Consider the following 15,230-nt stretch of genomic DNA (forward strand, 5'->3'; position numbering starts at 1 on the left):
AGGAGGGCTTATGACAGCAAATAAGCCCAAAATGGGCAGACCAACGATTTACAGCGAAGAGATTATTACAGAATTTTTGTATCGCATTGCCAAAGGTCGCTCGGTGGCAAGCGTGTGTCAAGATGATGATATGCCACACCGTGCGACCATCTATGAATGGCTTGCTCAATATTCTGACTTTTCCGACAGATACGCGCGTGCGAGTGAGCAGAGAGCCGACCATTATTTTGATGAGATGTTGGATATTGCAGATAAGGCATTACCTGAAGAAGTGCAAAAAGCCAAATTGCAGATTGACACACGCAAATGGGTATTAGCAAGAATGAACCCTAAGAAATACAGCGACAAGCACAAAGACGATGGCGATAATGCGGTCAGTCTGATGGCAGAGTTGATGAAGGAGTTATCCAACAAGGGGGAATGATGCTACACAATCTAAAAGACCCCTTGTATCGCCTAAACAACCTGTATTACATCACCGATAAGACGGGTAAAAAGGTCAAGTTTAATATGACTGCTGAACAGCTAGAATATTGGCAAAATGAACATAATCGCAATATCATCTTAAAAGCTCGTCAGCTGGGATTTACGACGCAAGTATGTATCATTCAGCTGGACAAAGCATTATTTGAAAGTGATAAATGTGCGTTGATTGCACACACGCTACACGATGCCAAGCGGTTGTTTCGTGAAAAGGTTAAGTTTGCCTATGATAACTTGCCAAAAGCCATTCGCCTTGCTAACCCCATTAAGATTGAGACCAAAGATGAGCTGGTGTTTGACAATGGCGGCTCAATCACGGTCAGTACATCGTTTCGTGGCGGTACATTACAGCGATTGCATATATCTGAATTTGGTAAAATCTGTGCCAAGTATCCTGACAAGGCTCGTGAGATTGTAACAGGGGCTTTTGAGGCTGTGCCGATGGGCGGTAAAATCACATTAGAGTCCACGGCAGAAGGGCGGCAGGGTTATTTTTATGAATACAGCCAGATGGCTGAAAAACTTGCCCTAGCAAATGCGACATTAACCGCCCAAGATTGGCGGTTTTTCTTTTTCTCGTGGTGGCAAAACAAAGATTATCAGATGCCCAAACAACCCATCTGTGAGCGTTTGACGGCTTATTTTGATGGCTTAGAGGCGAAGTACGGCATTACCCTTAGTGATGAACAAAAGTCTTGGTATGCGTCAAAAGAACGCACGCTAGGCGATGACATGAAAAGAGAATATCCGTCAATCCCTGCCGAGGCGTTCGCCCAATCCATTGAAGGGGCGTATTATGCCAAGCAATTTACATGGCTATACGCCAACGGTCGCATTACTGAGCAACTTCCTGATAATAACCATTTGCCAGTATCTACTTACTGGGATTTGGGGGTATCGGACAGCACAACCATTTGGTTTATCCGTCAAGTAGGCGATGAATATCATGTGGTGGATTATTACGAAAATAGCGGCGAGGGCTTAAATCACTACCTCAAGGTGCTAAAAGATAAAGGCTACAACTATGACAAGCACATTGCCCCACACGACATTGATAATCGGCAACTGGGGGCAAACCGTGCCAAATCATTACGAGAGTTAGCCAGTGATGGTTATGAGATTGATGGGCGGATTTACCGCATATCGTTCGATGTGGTGCCACGCACGAGCAATGTTAATGAAGACATTGAAAAGGTCCGCCAAATCCTGCCCAAATGTGCCTTTGATGCGATTAAGTGCGAACAAGGTGTTAAAGCCCTAGAAAGCTACCGCAAAGAATGGAACGATAAATTGGGCGTATGGCGTGATAGACCGTTACATGATTGGTCAAGTCATGGGGCGGACGCATTCCGCTATTTTGCGGTGTATCAAAGCAAGCCTGTACTGGCGACTGATTTTAAAGTGAGTTTGTACTAATGAACCCTGACCATATTCTACCGGAACTTCTGCCGCACTTTGCCAAATGGCAGTTGGTGGCGGACTGTTATGCAGGCGAGACAGCGGTAAAAGAAAAGGGCGAGCTGTACTTGCCCAATCCTAGCCCTGCAAGCGAACCGCCTGATGTCAAAGCTAAACGCTACAAAGACTACCAAACACGAGCGGTATTTTACAACGCCACACGAAAGACCGCCAAAGCCTTGAGTGGACTTGCCTTTGCCAAATATCCTCTGCTTGATTTGCCCAAAAATTTAGAGATTTTAAAAACGGATGTGGATGGGGCAGGTACGGATTTAACCCAGCACGCCAGACGAGCCTTGACCATGCTTTTAATCAAAGGGCGTGGTGGGCTTTTGGCGGATTTTCCCATCTCAAAAGGTGGCACAAAAGACAAAACCAAGCATTTACGCCCTGTGGTTAAATTGTATGAGCCAGAACAGATTATTAATTGGCGTACAGCAACCATTGACGGACAAAAGAAACTCACGCTTGTAGTCATTAAAGAAAGCTATGTCAAGTCTGATGATGGCTTTCGTGCGGAATATGGCGAGCAATTACTGGTTCTGCGGTTGGTTGATGGTGTGGCTACCAGCCAAATTTTACGCAAAGACGGTGTTGGTTATCAGCCTTTTACCGATCAAGCATTGATTTATGATTTTGCTCAAAAGCCTTTTGATGTCATTCCGTTTAGTTTTATTGGGGCAGATGATAATGATGAAACCATTGACGATGCCCCTTTGTATGATTTGGCAATGCTAAACCTTGCTCATTACCGTGATAGTGCCGACTATCAAGAAAGTAATTTTATTGCAGGTCAGCCTACCTTGTTTATCACGGGGGTTACCAATGAATGGTATCGGGATGTATTAGCCCCCAATGGCGGTGTGCATTTGGGGTCAAGGGTGGGGCAGATTCTAGGCGTAGGGGCAACCGCTCAATTACTACAAGCCGATGCCAATAACGCCAATTTTGAGGCGATGAAACATAAAGAAAGTCAAATGGTCGCAATCGGTGCAAGATTGGTTGGCAACACAAGCAATAAAACCGCAACACAAGCAGGGGCGGAGATTGCCGAGCAAACATCATTACTGGCAACCATTTGCAATAACTTATCGGACGCTTATAGCCGTTGTTTTGGCTATCTGGGGCGTTTTGTGGGGGCTGATGGGGTGCCTACTGTCAGTTTTAATACCAACTTTGCCACCAATAAGATGACCGCCCAAGAACGAGCCCAGCTTATCGCAGAATGGCAAGGGGGTGCAATTAGTTGGTCTGAAATGCGTGCAAAACTGGTAGAGGATGAAATCGCTACCATTGAAGATGCTGATGAAGCAAAAGCATTGATTGACAGCGAAATGCAGGGCTACAATCTACATGAAATCTCTGATCAACCTTGAAAGGCTAAAAACCAAGCTAACCGATGAGTTTGGCATAATCCTAAAAGCGGTGGATGCCTATTTGCAAAAGGCGATATTCAACCATGAAGTCAAAAGCCTAAACGCTCGTGAAATCAAGCAATTAACCACAAATGCCGACCGTGAGTTACAAGGCTTGTTTGGGGCGTATGTGGACGGCTTAAAGGCAAATTGGCGGGGGCTGTTTAGTCATCGCTACAAGGTGCAGAATGACGAAGCCTACAAGGTATTTAAAAAGCGTCTAAATACGCCAAAATCATTGATGGCGTACGCCGATAAAGTTTTTGATAAGCCGCTACATCTAACTACCAATGTGGGCATCAGCCTAGATGAATTAACTAAATCATTTGGCGAAAATGAAAGCGAGCGGATTATCCGTGCCATACGCCTAGCCCATAGCGAAAGCCTAGATAATGCCAAATTAATTCAGATGATAAGGGGCAGTCGTGCCAATCGCTATCAAGACGGTATTTTGAATATCAGCACAAGACACGCCAAAACCCTTGCCCATACAGGCACGGCGATAATGGCAAGTGAGGCAAAGCAAGCCTTTATCAACGATAACAAAGACATCATCAAAGGCATTAAGGTCATCGCAACCTTAGACAGACGCACCAGCCCCATTTGTCGCCATTTGGATGGTCAGTTTATGCCACTAGATAAGGCTGTGTACCCACCTTATCACTTCAACTGTCGTTCATCTTTTGAGATTGTTCATGATGGCTATACCAAGCCAAACAACAGAGCGAGTGAATTTGGCGTAACCGAGAATGTCAGTTATTATGAATGGCTAAAAGGGCAAGATAAAGCCTATATCCAAAGTGTGCTTGGCAAAAGAAACGCCGAAATATTCCTATCCGATGGCATGAGTGCTGATAAATTTAAGCGGTTAGGCTTTGATAGGGTGTTTATGCCAATGGGGCTTGATGAGCTATTAAATCTTGAAACACCACCTGTTAAGGCGTTGTATCAAAAAATGAAAGCTGCTGAGCCCAACATCACCCAAGACATGACCGCCATTGTAAAACAAGTGGGGGTGGTGCTATCAGGGCTTGAACACCGCTTAAAAAGCCAAGGGTCATTACAAAGAAAGGTAGCGAGTGAAGTTTTGCAAGGTAAGGAACTTGATAGCGTTTTGCCAAACATCAAAGATGTCATTCGTTATACTGTATTGCTAGATGAAAAGAGCTTTGTTAAACAATATCAGTCTTTGCTTGATGAACTAGAACAGGCGGGGTATAATGTCGTCAGGGTTAAGAATACTTGGAAGCAAGGGGCGATGTATAAGGGCATCAATACCTTTGTGGAAAAAGACGGCGTTGTGTTTGAGTTGCAATACCACACCCAAGACAGCTTTGCCTTAAAAAATGGTAAATTGCACACACTTTATGAAGAGTTTCGGCTTGATGATACTAGCGAAGCAAGGCGTGCAGTGCTGTTTTTTGAAATGCAGTCCCTAAGTGATAAAATAAGACAACCACCTAACATTGATAAGATTGATGATAAAAAATGACACAGTATTATGCCCTTGATTTAAGCCAAGAACAAGCCGTTATCGCTAAGGGTGATGGTGTTGATTTAAGTAAATTCTTTATCTATGATAAAGACAAAAAAGAATGGGTAAATAATTTTTATTGGGGTCATCGTGTCTTGTATGATGATTTTACCGATTACCAAGAAATTACCCAAGACGAAGCTCAAAAACTAATTAACCAAGCCTAGCACCCATAGTTAAATTTTTCAACCCCAAACCCTTTGCAATCGCAAGGGTTTTTTATTGTCCGCAATTTGTAATTGCATAACATAGGTAGTAACCCATGACAGACGAAAACAAACAAGAAACCCAAATCACAGCCGAGCAGTTTCAAGCGGCACAAGCAGAAATTGAACGCCTGCGAAAGCATAATGAAACGCTACTTGGCGAAAAAAAGGCAGAGACCGAAAAACGCAAAGCCGAGCAAGCCGAAAAAGACCGCTTAGCCGAAGAAACCGCTAGAAAAAAAGGCGATTTTGAAACCTTAGAAAAGCAATACCAAGACAAAATCGCAGGGCTTGAAAAGCAATTAGCTGATAACATTGCCCAAAGAAATCAAGATTTAATCAAGGCAGAGTCTGCCAAGATTGCCAGCCAGTTATCCACCAATGCCCATAATCAAGAAATCTTGCAAATGCTCATTGAAAAACGATTGATCGCCGATAATGGGCAAATCAAAGTAACTGACAGTAACGGTAATTTAACCATTTCTACATTGGACGATTTAGTAAAAGAGTTCAAAGATGGGGGTAAGTTTGACAGTTTGATTGACGGCACAAGGGCTAGTGGCACAGGGGCAACAGGTCAAAGTCAAAAACAAGCCCAAGATTATAGCGAAGCCGAGCGAGTCGCTTTGGCACAGTCCAACCCAACTTTATTTAATCAATTATTCATGGAGTAATCTATGGCTAAATTAAGAGAAATTTTTAATAAAAATGTGGTGTTGTCTTATCAAGTTAAAGACAACCTGCAGCGTTCGAAGTTTTATCAGTCAGGAGCTTTTGTGTCAGATAGTCGCCTAAGACCACTACTGACAAGCGGTTCAAAAACCTTTGAAGTGCCATTTATCCACCCCATTGATGGCAATCTTGAAGCCAATTATGGCAACACCATCATGACCGACATTGCCATGCCAAGAAGTATTGAAGCAAGTAAGTCAAAAGGTCGTGTGGCGTTTTTGAACGAGGGCTTTATTGAGAGCCGACTGGAGAACTATTTAACGGGCAAATCGCCTTTGAGTGAGATTGCCAAAATGTTAGACGGATTTTGGCTGACTCAAATGGAAAACCGAGCGATTGCTACCGTGTTTGGTTTGATGAATTATGACCATACCAACGGTAAAAAGCTTACATATGACATTTCAAAGACCACCGCTGATGATGCATCAGGCTTTGATGTGAATGCCTTTATTGATGCCGAAGGCACGCTTGATGAGGCGTATCAAGGCAAAGGCATCATGATTGTTCATCCGCTCATTGCCACCAAAATGCGTAAGCAACGCCTTGTGGAGCGTGTAACGACTGCCGACGACTTAAAGCCTGTTGAGACTTATAATGGACGCACCGTTATTCAATCTAAGGTCGGCACGGTTATTGGCACAGGCAAAAACGCCAAATATGTGTCTTACCTGTTGGGTCGTGGGGCATTCGCTGCCGACATGGTGGTAGGTCAAGATGATTTAGAGATAGAACGCACGGCAAACACAGGTAATGGTGCAGGTCATACCACGCTTTGGACGCGTCGTCATGCGTTAATCCACCCACAGGGATTTAGCTTTATTGCTGAAGATTCTGCATTGACAGGCGGTACAAAGAATGAAGCCTTATCAGCAAGCTGGACAGACCTACAAACAGGCACAAACTGGCAACTGGACGCAACACCAGAACAAACGCCAATTCGCTTTTTAATTACCAACCTATAAGGAGTAACCCATGGGCTTACCAAAAGACAAAGTAAAACCTGCTTATAACTACACTTACCCATCAGAAAGAGACTACTTTGACGACTCAAAAAGTGCGGTAGGAGCAATGAAGGTTACCGACACTGCCAAATCAGGCGGGGATTACGGCATTAAAAATCCAGAAAAAACAGAAGCTTTGACTGGCACGAAATCTGAGACTGGCAAAGTGGAATAATCACAAAACCCCTATAAGAACTTTACCTTATGGGGGTTTTAGAATGGGGCATTTATGACGCAAGACGAACTAAACCTGCCTGATGCCAATGAAGACGTGCTACTTGCGGTCAATGCTTGGCTATCACGCCATCAGATACAAAAGCCATACCATGACAATGTTAAACAGGCAGGGCGATTAATAGCCAAAGCATATCTGGCAGGCGAGCTATACCAAGCACGCACTGAAGGCGTTGTTGTTACCAAATCGTCAAAAGCTGGTGATGTATCGGTCTCAAAAACCTATGCAAGCGGTCAAGATGGTCAAGCGATGGGGCAATACGAGATGATGGCTTTGGACTTAATTAAGCCGTTCATCATCACGTTTGGTGGTATGGCAAGCCTGACTGTGATGAGGGGATAATATGAGGCTAAGAGATGAAATTGATGGCGAAATCAGTCAAGCGTTTAATACCGACTTGGCAGATGCTGTCAAAGACTTCACAGGAACGCACAGAACGCTCATAGACGACGATTGGCTGTTAAATGGTACAAATACCCATGCTGTGCATTCATACAGCGGTAGAGGCGTTTTTAGTGGGTTTGCAGCGTCCGAAATTGACGGCAATACGATACTACAAAACGATGTTAAGCTCATTTGCTTACAATCACAGATAGAGCGTACGCCATCAGTTGATGACATCATCAATCAAATGCGTGTGGTGGCGGTATCAAAAGACCCTGCTGATGTGGTATGGGTTATTCAGCTAAGGGGTGTGTAATGGGGATTAAGTTTGAAGTGCCGATTGGGGAAATTGTAGATGAGTTTGAGCAGGAACTGAACAAAAAAATCAACCTTGCTCTGATGGATTTATACAATGCGGTGGTGATGCTTAGCCCAACAGGGTTGTATGGCGGTGGCAGGTATCGGCAAGCCCATCATTTTAGCAAAAACAGCCGCAGCGACGCCCAAAGTGGGGCGACAGACATCAGCTTTGACATCAAAAGCGATAGATTTGTGGTGCTGCAAAATAACCTGCCTTATGCGGGAGTGATTGAACATGGCGGCTATCCAAATCCTGTTCAATACGGCACTTGGCGAAAAGAAAAGGGGATGTATGAAGTCCGCTCGGTGGGAGGGTACAGCTACCAAGCACCCCATGGTGTGTATGCAATGGGTGTGCAGGCATTCATGGCGGCGTTGGAGCGGTATTAAACGATTTGTTCAAAAAACCACATAAAAAAATTTCAAGATAAGTGGAGGTATTTTGTCAGCCTAGGTGAACTTTTTCAAGAGGTGATTATGAACAGTTTAGAAATTGAACGGCTCATCATGAGCTATTTTATGAAATGGGAACATTTCAACCAAGCACGCACGGCAAGGGCGAACCGTAATTTTACACCGCCTGTAAGCGGTATTTGGTATCGCATCAGTATCTTAGGTGGTATCAATCACATTGCCAGTTTGTCAGACCGCCCTTGTGTGCGTGAAGTTGGCACGCTGATTGTGCAAATCTTTGATGATGACGGCAATGGCACAAAGAACATTAAGCAAACGGCGGACAGCTTAGCCAAGCATCTAGGCTGCACCATGCTTGATGATTTGGAGCTGTTAGCCCCTAGCGTGATTGATGTGGGGGCAAGTGGCGATTATTATCAAATCAATGTCAGCGTGCCTTATAGATACAAATAAACCCAGCTACTGCAAATAGCTGGGTTTATATCATCCCTTTAACCCTACTTAAAAGGATAATATGAGTGAATTTTAACATAAATTTTGCCAACTTGGAACAAATACCTATGATGAATATCGTTGTATTGATGGCTGGCATCGTATTTTTTGCTTTTGTTTGGAAATTTTCGGACAATATGAACGCCGTGATTAAATTTCTAAACTGGCGAAAACATCAAAAATAGCACCCTAATTAGGGTGTTTTTCTATCAGATGAATGTGAGTGTGTCGTATCGGTATCACTAAATTTTTAAAATCACTCCTCATGGATTATCTTGCCAATCTGTGGGGATTTTTTTATGTGGCAAGAATTTTTATGTTCGGAGCGAATATGAATGAATTAGTAATGGTTGATGATGGACAACCAAAAACAACAACCCTACAAATTGCACAGGGTTTGGAGTTAAAGCACAAAACTGTTTTCCAATTGGTAAATAGTTATTTGCCTGATTTTATGGAATTGGGAGAGGTTGTATTTAAACAAACGAATTCGGCATTTGAAATGCGAAATTCTACACAAGGTCGTTGGACGAGGTATGCTGAACTCAACGAACAGCAAGCCACGTTTTTAATGACCCTTATGCGAAACAGCCCCAAAGTGATTGCCTTTAAAAAAGCATTGGTGCAGGCGTTCTTTTATGCTCGCTCACTGCTACAAAGTGAAACCATGGAGCTAATGCAACAACACGCCTTGCTTAGCGACTTAAAAGAGCGTGAACAGGCGTTTGCCAGTTTGTGCGGTAAGGGTCTATCCGATTGGAAGAAAAGACGAGATGACCTAAACACCGCCATTTTATCCGTCCAAAAACAAATGCAACCCCAACTACCTTTCAACCGCCCTTAAGGGGCTTTTTTATTGGAGTGAAAACTATGTCTCGTGGTTCAAAAGTTCAGATTAACTATGCTACCCAAACAACCGACGAAGTTCCAAAAACAGGCTGGAAAGTTCTACCATATAAGTCCAATGGTTTGTCGGCATCATTTGAAAAAACAGACAGTGAAACCATCACGGATAGCCGTATCAGTTCGGCAGGATTGGTAACATCAGGATCGCTATCTGGTGATATTGAAGTGGAATTTTCCAAAGATGAGTATGATGACTTATTATCAGCGGCAGCTTGTAACAACTGGTCGGGCAATGCACTAACTTTTGGCGGTGATGTCGTTAAAAATTATGCTTTTGAAGTTGCTTTTAAAGATGTTGGCATTTTTCACTATTATGGTGGCGTTCGTGTCAATACTTTTGAGCTGTCATTGGCGGATAGCGGCTATGCAACGGCAAAATTTGGCTTAATGGGTTCTGATTATAAGAACCAAAACGACACGGCATTTAGCAAAACGCCAACGCCAGCAGGTCAGCTACAGAAAGTTACTTCGCTGTCTGTTGAAGACATCAAGATTGATGGTATTACTACTAAGGGTGTAGCGTGTGCGACGGCATTTGATTTTAAGGTAGATAACAATATCCAAGAACAACGCTGTTTAGGTGGTGGTATTTTTGCAGGCAAATTGCTTGAGATGATGGCGAAAATGGAGGGTAGCTTGACCTTAGCTTACGGTAAAAAAGCCCAAGAGATTGTCAATAAGCAGGTAACAGGAGCGACGGTCGCTATTGAGATTACCTTAAAATTCCCAGATGGTTCAAAATATGTACTAGCCATTCCAAAAGCACAGGTATCAGGCGAAACACCAAGCGGTGGCATGAATGACATTATCAATCAGTCCGTTACTTATACCGTTGTTGAGCAAGCACCAACCATGACAAAAGTTCCAGCAGTTTAATTGGAGATATGCAAATGAAAATTACAAAACGAGAAAAAACAACAATTAAAAACACCCCGTGTGAGTGGGTGGATTATGGCGATGGCGTAGCATTTGAGATTTATGGCGTATCGCACCCGCTTTATCAGCAAGCCAATACCAAACATCGTGTGCGTGAGCTGACAGAGGATTTGTTAAATCTGTCTGATGAAGATGGCTTGGAAACATTCCCAAAAATCGTCGGTCAGTATTTGATTAAAGACTGGCGTGGTGTTACTGACGAAGATGGCGAGGATTTGCCATGTAATTGTGATAATTTCGTGGATATGGTGCTTTGTGTTGATGGGTTGTTACAGTGGGTAATTAACCAATCTTATCGCATTCAGGATAAGCACGCAGAGCAGGTGGAAGTAACGAAAAAAAAGCCGTCCAAAGGTGGCAATACCAAAGGTTAGGACTGTCTGACTTTGACATACAAGTTAGGCGGTATTTGGGGCTTGAAGTGCCAAAAGAGCCTGAGAACAGCCATGCGATTAGCATGATTATTTATGTGTTTTGCATGGCAAGCCGTGCAAGGCGATATATTGGCATGACAGGCACACCCTTACCATTGACGGTAAAAGACATCAGCGATGTGGTGGATGCACACCCTACCATGATTGATAGGGAAACCTTAGACGCTGGTGTATTCGCCATTGATGATGTTTGGCTTGATGAGATGCAAGAAAAAACAGCGAAATGAGCAAAAACCCCAAACTACGGCAAATAGTTTGGGGTTTTTATACAAACCCATTGCAAGGAGGAAAAGCGAATGGGATATGATGATTTTATCAAATTTTTAACTTTTTAGCAAAGGTTATTGAAATGACAACCAAATCCTTGACTGAACATGGTCTTATCAAAACTTGCCTTACTTTAATGAGATTTTTGATGCCATTTGTGGCGGTTGCTTTGGTATGGAAATTACCAGAGATTATTTTGGCAATCAAAGCCTAAATTAAGCAAAAACCCTTGATATTGGTCGTATCAAGGGTTTTTTTATTATCAATTTAGCGTATTGAATAAGGTTATTATAATGTTAGATGAGAGAGTTGTCAAAGAAATTTTAGACAAGGCGAACAAAATGAAAGCAGTAAGATTTTATACGATAGCAATGATTGCCCTTGTATTTGCATTGGCAAGTTTTATTAATGCGATAAAGTGGTGGTAGGGCTTGATGCGGTAAAATGTAACAGTTTGTGTTATGATAGTTTGGTCTTTTCGGATTGGAGCTATAAATGAAAATCTTAAAAATACTATTCTTGACTACCTTATTGATGTTGCCAACTTGGGTGATGGCTGACTCATGGTTTTATGACATCCAAGAGGATGAGTTTGTGAGTGGGTATAGTAGAACCGCTATAGTTCCCGACAGTAACAATATCGTTTTTTTGGGTGTAGTGTTTGCTTCTAGATTTAATAATAAACCAATGGTTGGTTTTCATTACAGTGAGAGCCAAAATTACATTCCGAGCTTTTGTCATGTTGATTGCTCTATTTATCTGAATGTTGATGGTAAAAAATTCCCTGTGTTTAAGGCTGTAAGAAATAGTGAATCGTATTATTTGAAAGATTCGAATAAAGCGTTAAAAGCCATCAAGGATGCTAAGGTAATTAAAGTGGAATTGCCACCACCGCTATGGGGAGATGTCAATGTGCATACCTTCTATTTAGATGAGCCTTTGGATATGGATAAATTGGCAGAACCAAAATAAAAAACAGCTTTATAAAGTAAGGTTTTGTTTACCTACAGCTCCTTAAATCTTGTCAAATCTAGCAAAGGACACCAATGACATGATTTTTTTACAGCATAAGCCTGTAACTGACTGATAGGGCTTGATGGGTGTAAATTATTGACTCTGGCATGACTTAATTTTTGGCAAGGTATTAACCATAATTTATCATCCACTCTTGTGCCACCAAATAAGGTGGTTTTGTATACAGGCTCTGTTTGTATGAAGTTACAATACGCTTTTGTATCATAACATTTCATTGCTTCTGAGTAGCAAGATAGCGTATCAAGTATCCCAGTATGATTATTAACCAATACGCCATTAAAAAACAAATGAAATCCTTTCTATTTTTTAGCCATTTCAATGATGGCAGATAACATATGAAGTCTGATAGGTTGTAATGAGAAAGCACAAGAATAGTATGTTGTGCCTTGTATTTCTTGCTCGGCAAACAATACTCCTTGCTTCATGAGACCTAGTACGATTGGCATATTACGAGATGGTGATTTGGATATATACACAACAAAATGTTCTTCAAAAGACCTAGAAAGAGGATGGATAGCAACATCATTGGGTAGTACGGATAACAGATACATAACATCAGCTCATGAGATTATGATTAAGTTGGCTTAGTATAGCATTTTTTTTTCGGAAATTGATTTGACTTTTATGGATTTTTCATATAGTATTAAAAAACGGTCTCAAAAGCCTAACAATACACGGTAATCACCCCGTCAGCGTGGTTTTTTTATGCTCCAAAAAAAAGTTAATCCGAAAATTTTTTGGCATAGATTTGCATACCTTATTTGATAAGTTATGACCGACGGTGCGACGAATACAAAACCCAGTAATGGGGAATAAGTCCGCCTGAATGTATTGCAGGTTTTGAGCCGTTGGTCGCCCTTATGGGCTTAACTTAACCTATCAAAAAGGTCAATACTATGCAAAATCAAATCCAAACCGTGAATTTTCACAACCAATCCCTAATCACTCTACAAAAAGACGGTATCGCTTATGTGGCAATGAAGCCCATTTGCGAAAATATCGGTCTTGATTGGACGGCACAACGCCAACGCTTAGTGCGTGATGAAGTATTAAACTCAACTATGGTTATGATAACCACAGTTGCCACAGATGGTAAAATGCGTGAATTGCTATGCCTACCAATCCACTACTTAAACGGTTGGCTATTTGGCGTAGATACAAACCGTGTCAAAGCCGAAATCAAAGAAACGCTGATTACTTACAAAAAAGAATGCTATCAAGCCTTATTTGATTACTGGAATAACGGTGTGGCAGTTAATCATCGTCTATCATCAGACGACACCCTGCCACTCCGCAACGCCATCAATATGGCAACAGGGATTTTAAGATTGGACTATGCGACGATTTATAAAATGGTGCATCAAAGATTTGGCGTGGACGAAATCAAAGAGCTATCCAAAGAACAGGTACATCAAGCGGTGGAGTATGTGCATGGCTTGGTATTGCAACATGGCAGAAAGCCTGTGGATAATGCCATGCTTTATGATGTGCTTGCCAATAGTGCCGTACACCTAAGGGACTATGTGCGACTGATTAAGCAGATGAAAGGTATCATGTTCTTTGATGATGACATGGGTAGAAATGTGCATGACTTTGTGGTGAATAATGTTAGAGATATTGCACAACTCGCCCATGACATGAAACTGACAAACAAATACGGCAAACCGATGTTTGAGCCGAATCGCATTAATTATTATGGCGGTAATGCCATTATAATGAATTAAACAAAATCACAGAACATAAATTTTGTTTTGCCAATCTTGAGAATTGATAAACAAAGTTAGACAAAACACCCTGCTGTTTAGTGGGGTGTTTTCCCTCGCATAAAAAATTTGACAATCGCAATTAAATTGATAACATAGAAATGAATTAAGTTGGAATTAATTGTTATGCTGAGCAAAAAACAAATTAAAAGAGCAGGCGAGGCTCTGGCCAACAACCCAAAAGATGTAGAAGCCATGGCAATCTTGTCGCAATGGCGGTCTTTGCATGCTCACCCTATTAACACGTTTCAGGCAATGTTGCGAAAAAGAAAAGAGTTAAAACATGCCACAATCGCACAGCGTCTAAAACGCACGCCTTCAATTATCCGAAAGATACAACGCTTTGAAGGCATGAACCTAGCTAGAATGCAAGACATCGGCGGCATTCGTGTTATTGTCTCAAATATTTCTGAAGTTTATAGACTTCATAAATCGCTAATCAATGGAAGGCATCAACATGAACCACTGCTTCCACCAAAAGACTATATAAGCTCCCCTAAAGATGATGGTTATCGCAGCCTTCATCAAGTTTTTAAATACAATAGTCCGAATGATGAACTAAAAGGTCTGCAAATAGAATTACAAATACGAACGCGCATTCAGCATTATTGGGCAACAGCAGTAGAAACGTTGGGGCTTATAGAAAAATCATCGTTTAAAACGGGCGAAGGCTCAGAAGAGTATAAACGGTTTTTTAAACTTGCCAGCGTTCTGTTTTGTCATTATGAAAAGGCTAGAATTTTGCCTGAATTTCAAAACACGCCCATTAAAGAGGTGATTGACGAGTTTGAGAACTTGGAGAATAAGTTGCAAGCCTTTAATAAGTTAAACGGACTGCTTGTTACTGGCAGGCATATCTCTAATGTCAAGACAAAGGGCGAGTTTTATTACTTGATGGAGCTAAACACACAGGAAAAAACTGTTAGTCTAACGCCTTTTGAAAAGAAACAATTACACCAAGCGGAAAACATGTATCAGCTTTTGGAGGTTCAGAACGTTGACAATCCGCATATTGAGTTGGTATTGATGTCGGCTAAAAGTTTTAAAGAGGTAAAAAAAGCCTATCCAAACTACTTTTTAGACACCCAATCTTTCATTGAGAGCTTGGAAAAAATATGCCAAAAATATAAAAAAGTGTAATTTATATTTAAAAAACAACCGTCCTTTTGGGCGGT

General features: G+C 41.8%; 20 protein-coding genes. All 20 read left to right on the top strand.

Translation table 11 applies throughout. The features are described from left to right. Positions 1-10 precede the first annotated feature (10 nt). The 20 genes from LU276_RS03990 to LU276_RS04085 all read left to right on the top strand — a co-directional run bounded on the left by LU276_RS03990 (position 11) and on the right by LU276_RS04085 (position 15,195). Positions 11-424 carry a terminase small subunit-like protein gene (locus LU276_RS03990; protein ID WP_046699108.1) on the top strand — a complete coding sequence of 138 codons (414 nt, stop codon included), beginning with the start codon at positions 11-13 and terminating at the stop codon, positions 422-424. After that, positions 424-1,899, top strand: coding sequence for a terminase large subunit (locus tag LU276_RS03995; protein ID WP_284674576.1), 1,476 nt, complete (start codon positions 424-426; stop codon positions 1,897-1,899). Before LU276_RS03990 ends, LU276_RS03995 begins: the two co-directional genes overlap by 1 nt. Beyond that, positions 1,899-3,317 (top strand): DUF4055 domain-containing protein, encoded by a 1,419-nt coding sequence (locus LU276_RS04000; protein ID WP_284674355.1) that lies wholly within the window; start codon positions 1,899-1,901, stop codon positions 3,315-3,317. The genes LU276_RS03995 and LU276_RS04000 overlap by 1 nt, the downstream gene beginning before the upstream one ends. Beyond that, positions 3,295-4,848: a minor capsid protein gene (locus LU276_RS04005; RefSeq protein ID WP_284674356.1), complete on the top strand. Its 1,554-nt coding sequence runs from the start codon at positions 3,295-3,297 to the stop codon at positions 4,846-4,848. The genes LU276_RS04000 and LU276_RS04005 overlap by 23 nt, the downstream gene beginning before the upstream one ends. Further along, positions 4,845-5,057, top strand: a complete 213-nt coding sequence (locus LU276_RS04010) for a hypothetical protein (RefSeq protein ID WP_284674357.1) — start codon at positions 4,845-4,847, stop codon at positions 5,055-5,057. Before LU276_RS04005 ends, LU276_RS04010 begins: the two co-directional genes overlap by 4 nt. Before the next feature lie 95 nt (positions 5,058-5,152). Beyond that, positions 5,153-5,770, top strand: a complete 618-nt coding sequence (locus tag LU276_RS04015; RefSeq protein WP_284674358.1) for a hypothetical protein — start codon at positions 5,153-5,155, stop codon at positions 5,768-5,770. 3 nt (positions 5,771-5,773) lie between these two features. After that, positions 5,774-6,790: a hypothetical protein gene (locus tag LU276_RS04020; RefSeq protein WP_284674359.1), complete on the top strand. Its 1,017-nt coding sequence runs from the start codon at positions 5,774-5,776 to the stop codon at positions 6,788-6,790. Between the two features lie 10 nt (positions 6,791-6,800). Then, on the top strand, positions 6,801-7,004 hold the full coding sequence (locus tag LU276_RS04025; protein WP_284674360.1) for a hypothetical protein: 204 nt from the start codon (positions 6,801-6,803) through the stop codon (positions 7,002-7,004). Between the two features lie 54 nt (positions 7,005-7,058). Next, positions 7,059-7,406 (top strand): hypothetical protein, encoded by a 348-nt coding sequence (locus LU276_RS04030; protein WP_284674361.1) that lies wholly within the window; start codon positions 7,059-7,061, stop codon positions 7,404-7,406. Position 7,407: 1 nt separating this feature from the next. Beyond that, positions 7,408-7,764: a glutamate 5-kinase gene (locus LU276_RS04035; RefSeq protein WP_284674362.1), complete on the top strand. Its 357-nt coding sequence runs from the start codon at positions 7,408-7,410 to the stop codon at positions 7,762-7,764. Continuing rightward, positions 7,764-8,198 carry a hypothetical protein gene (locus LU276_RS04040; protein WP_284674363.1) on the top strand — a complete coding sequence of 145 codons (435 nt, stop codon included), beginning with the start codon at positions 7,764-7,766 and terminating at the stop codon, positions 8,196-8,198. The genes LU276_RS04035 and LU276_RS04040 overlap by 1 nt, the downstream gene beginning before the upstream one ends. Positions 8,199-8,285: 87 nt before the next feature. Then, entirely contained in the window at positions 8,286-8,675 is a 390-nt protein-coding gene (locus LU276_RS04045) for a phage tail terminator-like protein (protein ID WP_284674364.1), read from the top strand. Positions 8,676-9,045: 370 nt separating this feature from the next. Then, on the top strand, positions 9,046-9,558 hold the full coding sequence (locus LU276_RS04050) for a Rha family transcriptional regulator (RefSeq protein WP_284674365.1): 513 nt from the start codon (positions 9,046-9,048) through the stop codon (positions 9,556-9,558). Between the two features lie 26 nt (positions 9,559-9,584). Then, positions 9,585-10,496, top strand: a complete 912-nt coding sequence (locus LU276_RS04055) for a phage tail tube protein (protein ID WP_284674366.1) — start codon at positions 9,585-9,587, stop codon at positions 10,494-10,496. A gap of 14 nt (positions 10,497-10,510) precedes the next feature. Next, positions 10,511-10,930: a hypothetical protein gene (locus tag LU276_RS04060; RefSeq protein WP_284674367.1), complete on the top strand. Its 420-nt coding sequence runs from the start codon at positions 10,511-10,513 to the stop codon at positions 10,928-10,930. A gap of 35 nt (positions 10,931-10,965) precedes the next feature. After that, positions 10,966-11,217, top strand: coding sequence for a hypothetical protein (locus LU276_RS04065; protein ID WP_284674368.1), 252 nt, complete (start codon positions 10,966-10,968; stop codon positions 11,215-11,217). Between the two features lie 122 nt (positions 11,218-11,339). Next, the gene (locus LU276_RS04070; RefSeq protein WP_264673392.1) at positions 11,340-11,471 is read left to right on the top strand and encodes a hypothetical protein; all 132 of its coding nucleotides are present in this window, start codon (positions 11,340-11,342) and stop codon (positions 11,469-11,471) included. Positions 11,472-11,752: 281 nt separating this feature from the next. Then, positions 11,753-12,229, top strand: a complete 477-nt coding sequence (locus LU276_RS04075; RefSeq protein ID WP_284674369.1) for a hypothetical protein — start codon at positions 11,753-11,755, stop codon at positions 12,227-12,229. 959 nt (positions 12,230-13,188) lie between these two features. Continuing rightward, positions 13,189-14,016: a phage antirepressor N-terminal domain-containing protein gene (locus tag LU276_RS04080; protein ID WP_284674370.1), complete on the top strand. Its 828-nt coding sequence runs from the start codon at positions 13,189-13,191 to the stop codon at positions 14,014-14,016. A 150-nt stretch (positions 14,017-14,166) separates the two neighbouring features. Further along, positions 14,167-15,195, top strand: coding sequence for a RelA/SpoT domain-containing protein (locus LU276_RS04085; RefSeq protein WP_284674371.1), 1,029 nt, complete (start codon positions 14,167-14,169; stop codon positions 15,193-15,195). Positions 15,196-15,230 lie beyond the last annotated feature (35 nt).

The sequence above is a fragment of the Moraxella haemolytica genome, assembly GCF_030177935.1.
Taxonomy (GTDB): Bacteria; Pseudomonadota; Gammaproteobacteria; order Pseudomonadales; family Moraxellaceae; genus Moraxella; species Moraxella haemolytica.

Excerpts from the sequence above, each read along its gene's own strand:
- LU276_RS03990 (WP_046699108.1), top strand. The coding sequence starts at position 11 with ATGACAGCAAATAAGCCCAAAATGGGCAGACCAACGATTTACAGCGAA.
- LU276_RS03995 (WP_284674576.1), top strand. The coding sequence starts at position 424 with ATGCTACACAATCTAAAAGACCCCTTGTATCGCCTAAACAACCTGTAT.
- LU276_RS04000 (WP_284674355.1), top strand. The coding sequence starts at position 1,899 with ATGAACCCTGACCATATTCTACCGGAACTTCTGCCGCACTTTGCCAAA.
- LU276_RS04005 (WP_284674356.1), top strand. The coding sequence starts at position 3,295 with ATGAAATCTCTGATCAACCTTGAAAGGCTAAAAACCAAGCTAACCGAT.
- LU276_RS04010 (WP_284674357.1), top strand. The coding sequence starts at position 4,845 with ATGACACAGTATTATGCCCTTGATTTAAGCCAAGAACAAGCCGTTATC.
- LU276_RS04015 (WP_284674358.1), top strand. The coding sequence starts at position 5,153 with ATGACAGACGAAAACAAACAAGAAACCCAAATCACAGCCGAGCAGTTT.
- LU276_RS04020 (WP_284674359.1), top strand. The coding sequence starts at position 5,774 with ATGGCTAAATTAAGAGAAATTTTTAATAAAAATGTGGTGTTGTCTTAT.
- LU276_RS04025 (WP_284674360.1), top strand. The coding sequence starts at position 6,801 with ATGGGCTTACCAAAAGACAAAGTAAAACCTGCTTATAACTACACTTAC.
- LU276_RS04030 (WP_284674361.1), top strand. The coding sequence starts at position 7,059 with ATGACGCAAGACGAACTAAACCTGCCTGATGCCAATGAAGACGTGCTA.
- LU276_RS04035 (WP_284674362.1), top strand. The coding sequence starts at position 7,408 with ATGAGGCTAAGAGATGAAATTGATGGCGAAATCAGTCAAGCGTTTAAT.
- LU276_RS04040 (WP_284674363.1), top strand. The coding sequence starts at position 7,764 with ATGGGGATTAAGTTTGAAGTGCCGATTGGGGAAATTGTAGATGAGTTT.
- LU276_RS04045 (WP_284674364.1), top strand. The coding sequence starts at position 8,286 with ATGAACAGTTTAGAAATTGAACGGCTCATCATGAGCTATTTTATGAAA.
- LU276_RS04050 (WP_284674365.1), top strand. The coding sequence starts at position 9,046 with ATGAATGAATTAGTAATGGTTGATGATGGACAACCAAAAACAACAACC.
- LU276_RS04055 (WP_284674366.1), top strand. The coding sequence starts at position 9,585 with ATGTCTCGTGGTTCAAAAGTTCAGATTAACTATGCTACCCAAACAACC.
- LU276_RS04060 (WP_284674367.1), top strand. The coding sequence starts at position 10,511 with ATGAAAATTACAAAACGAGAAAAAACAACAATTAAAAACACCCCGTGT.
- LU276_RS04070 (WP_264673392.1), top strand. The coding sequence starts at position 11,340 with ATGACAACCAAATCCTTGACTGAACATGGTCTTATCAAAACTTGCCTT.
- LU276_RS04075 (WP_284674369.1), top strand. The coding sequence starts at position 11,753 with ATGAAAATCTTAAAAATACTATTCTTGACTACCTTATTGATGTTGCCA.
- LU276_RS04080 (WP_284674370.1), top strand. The coding sequence starts at position 13,189 with ATGCAAAATCAAATCCAAACCGTGAATTTTCACAACCAATCCCTAATC.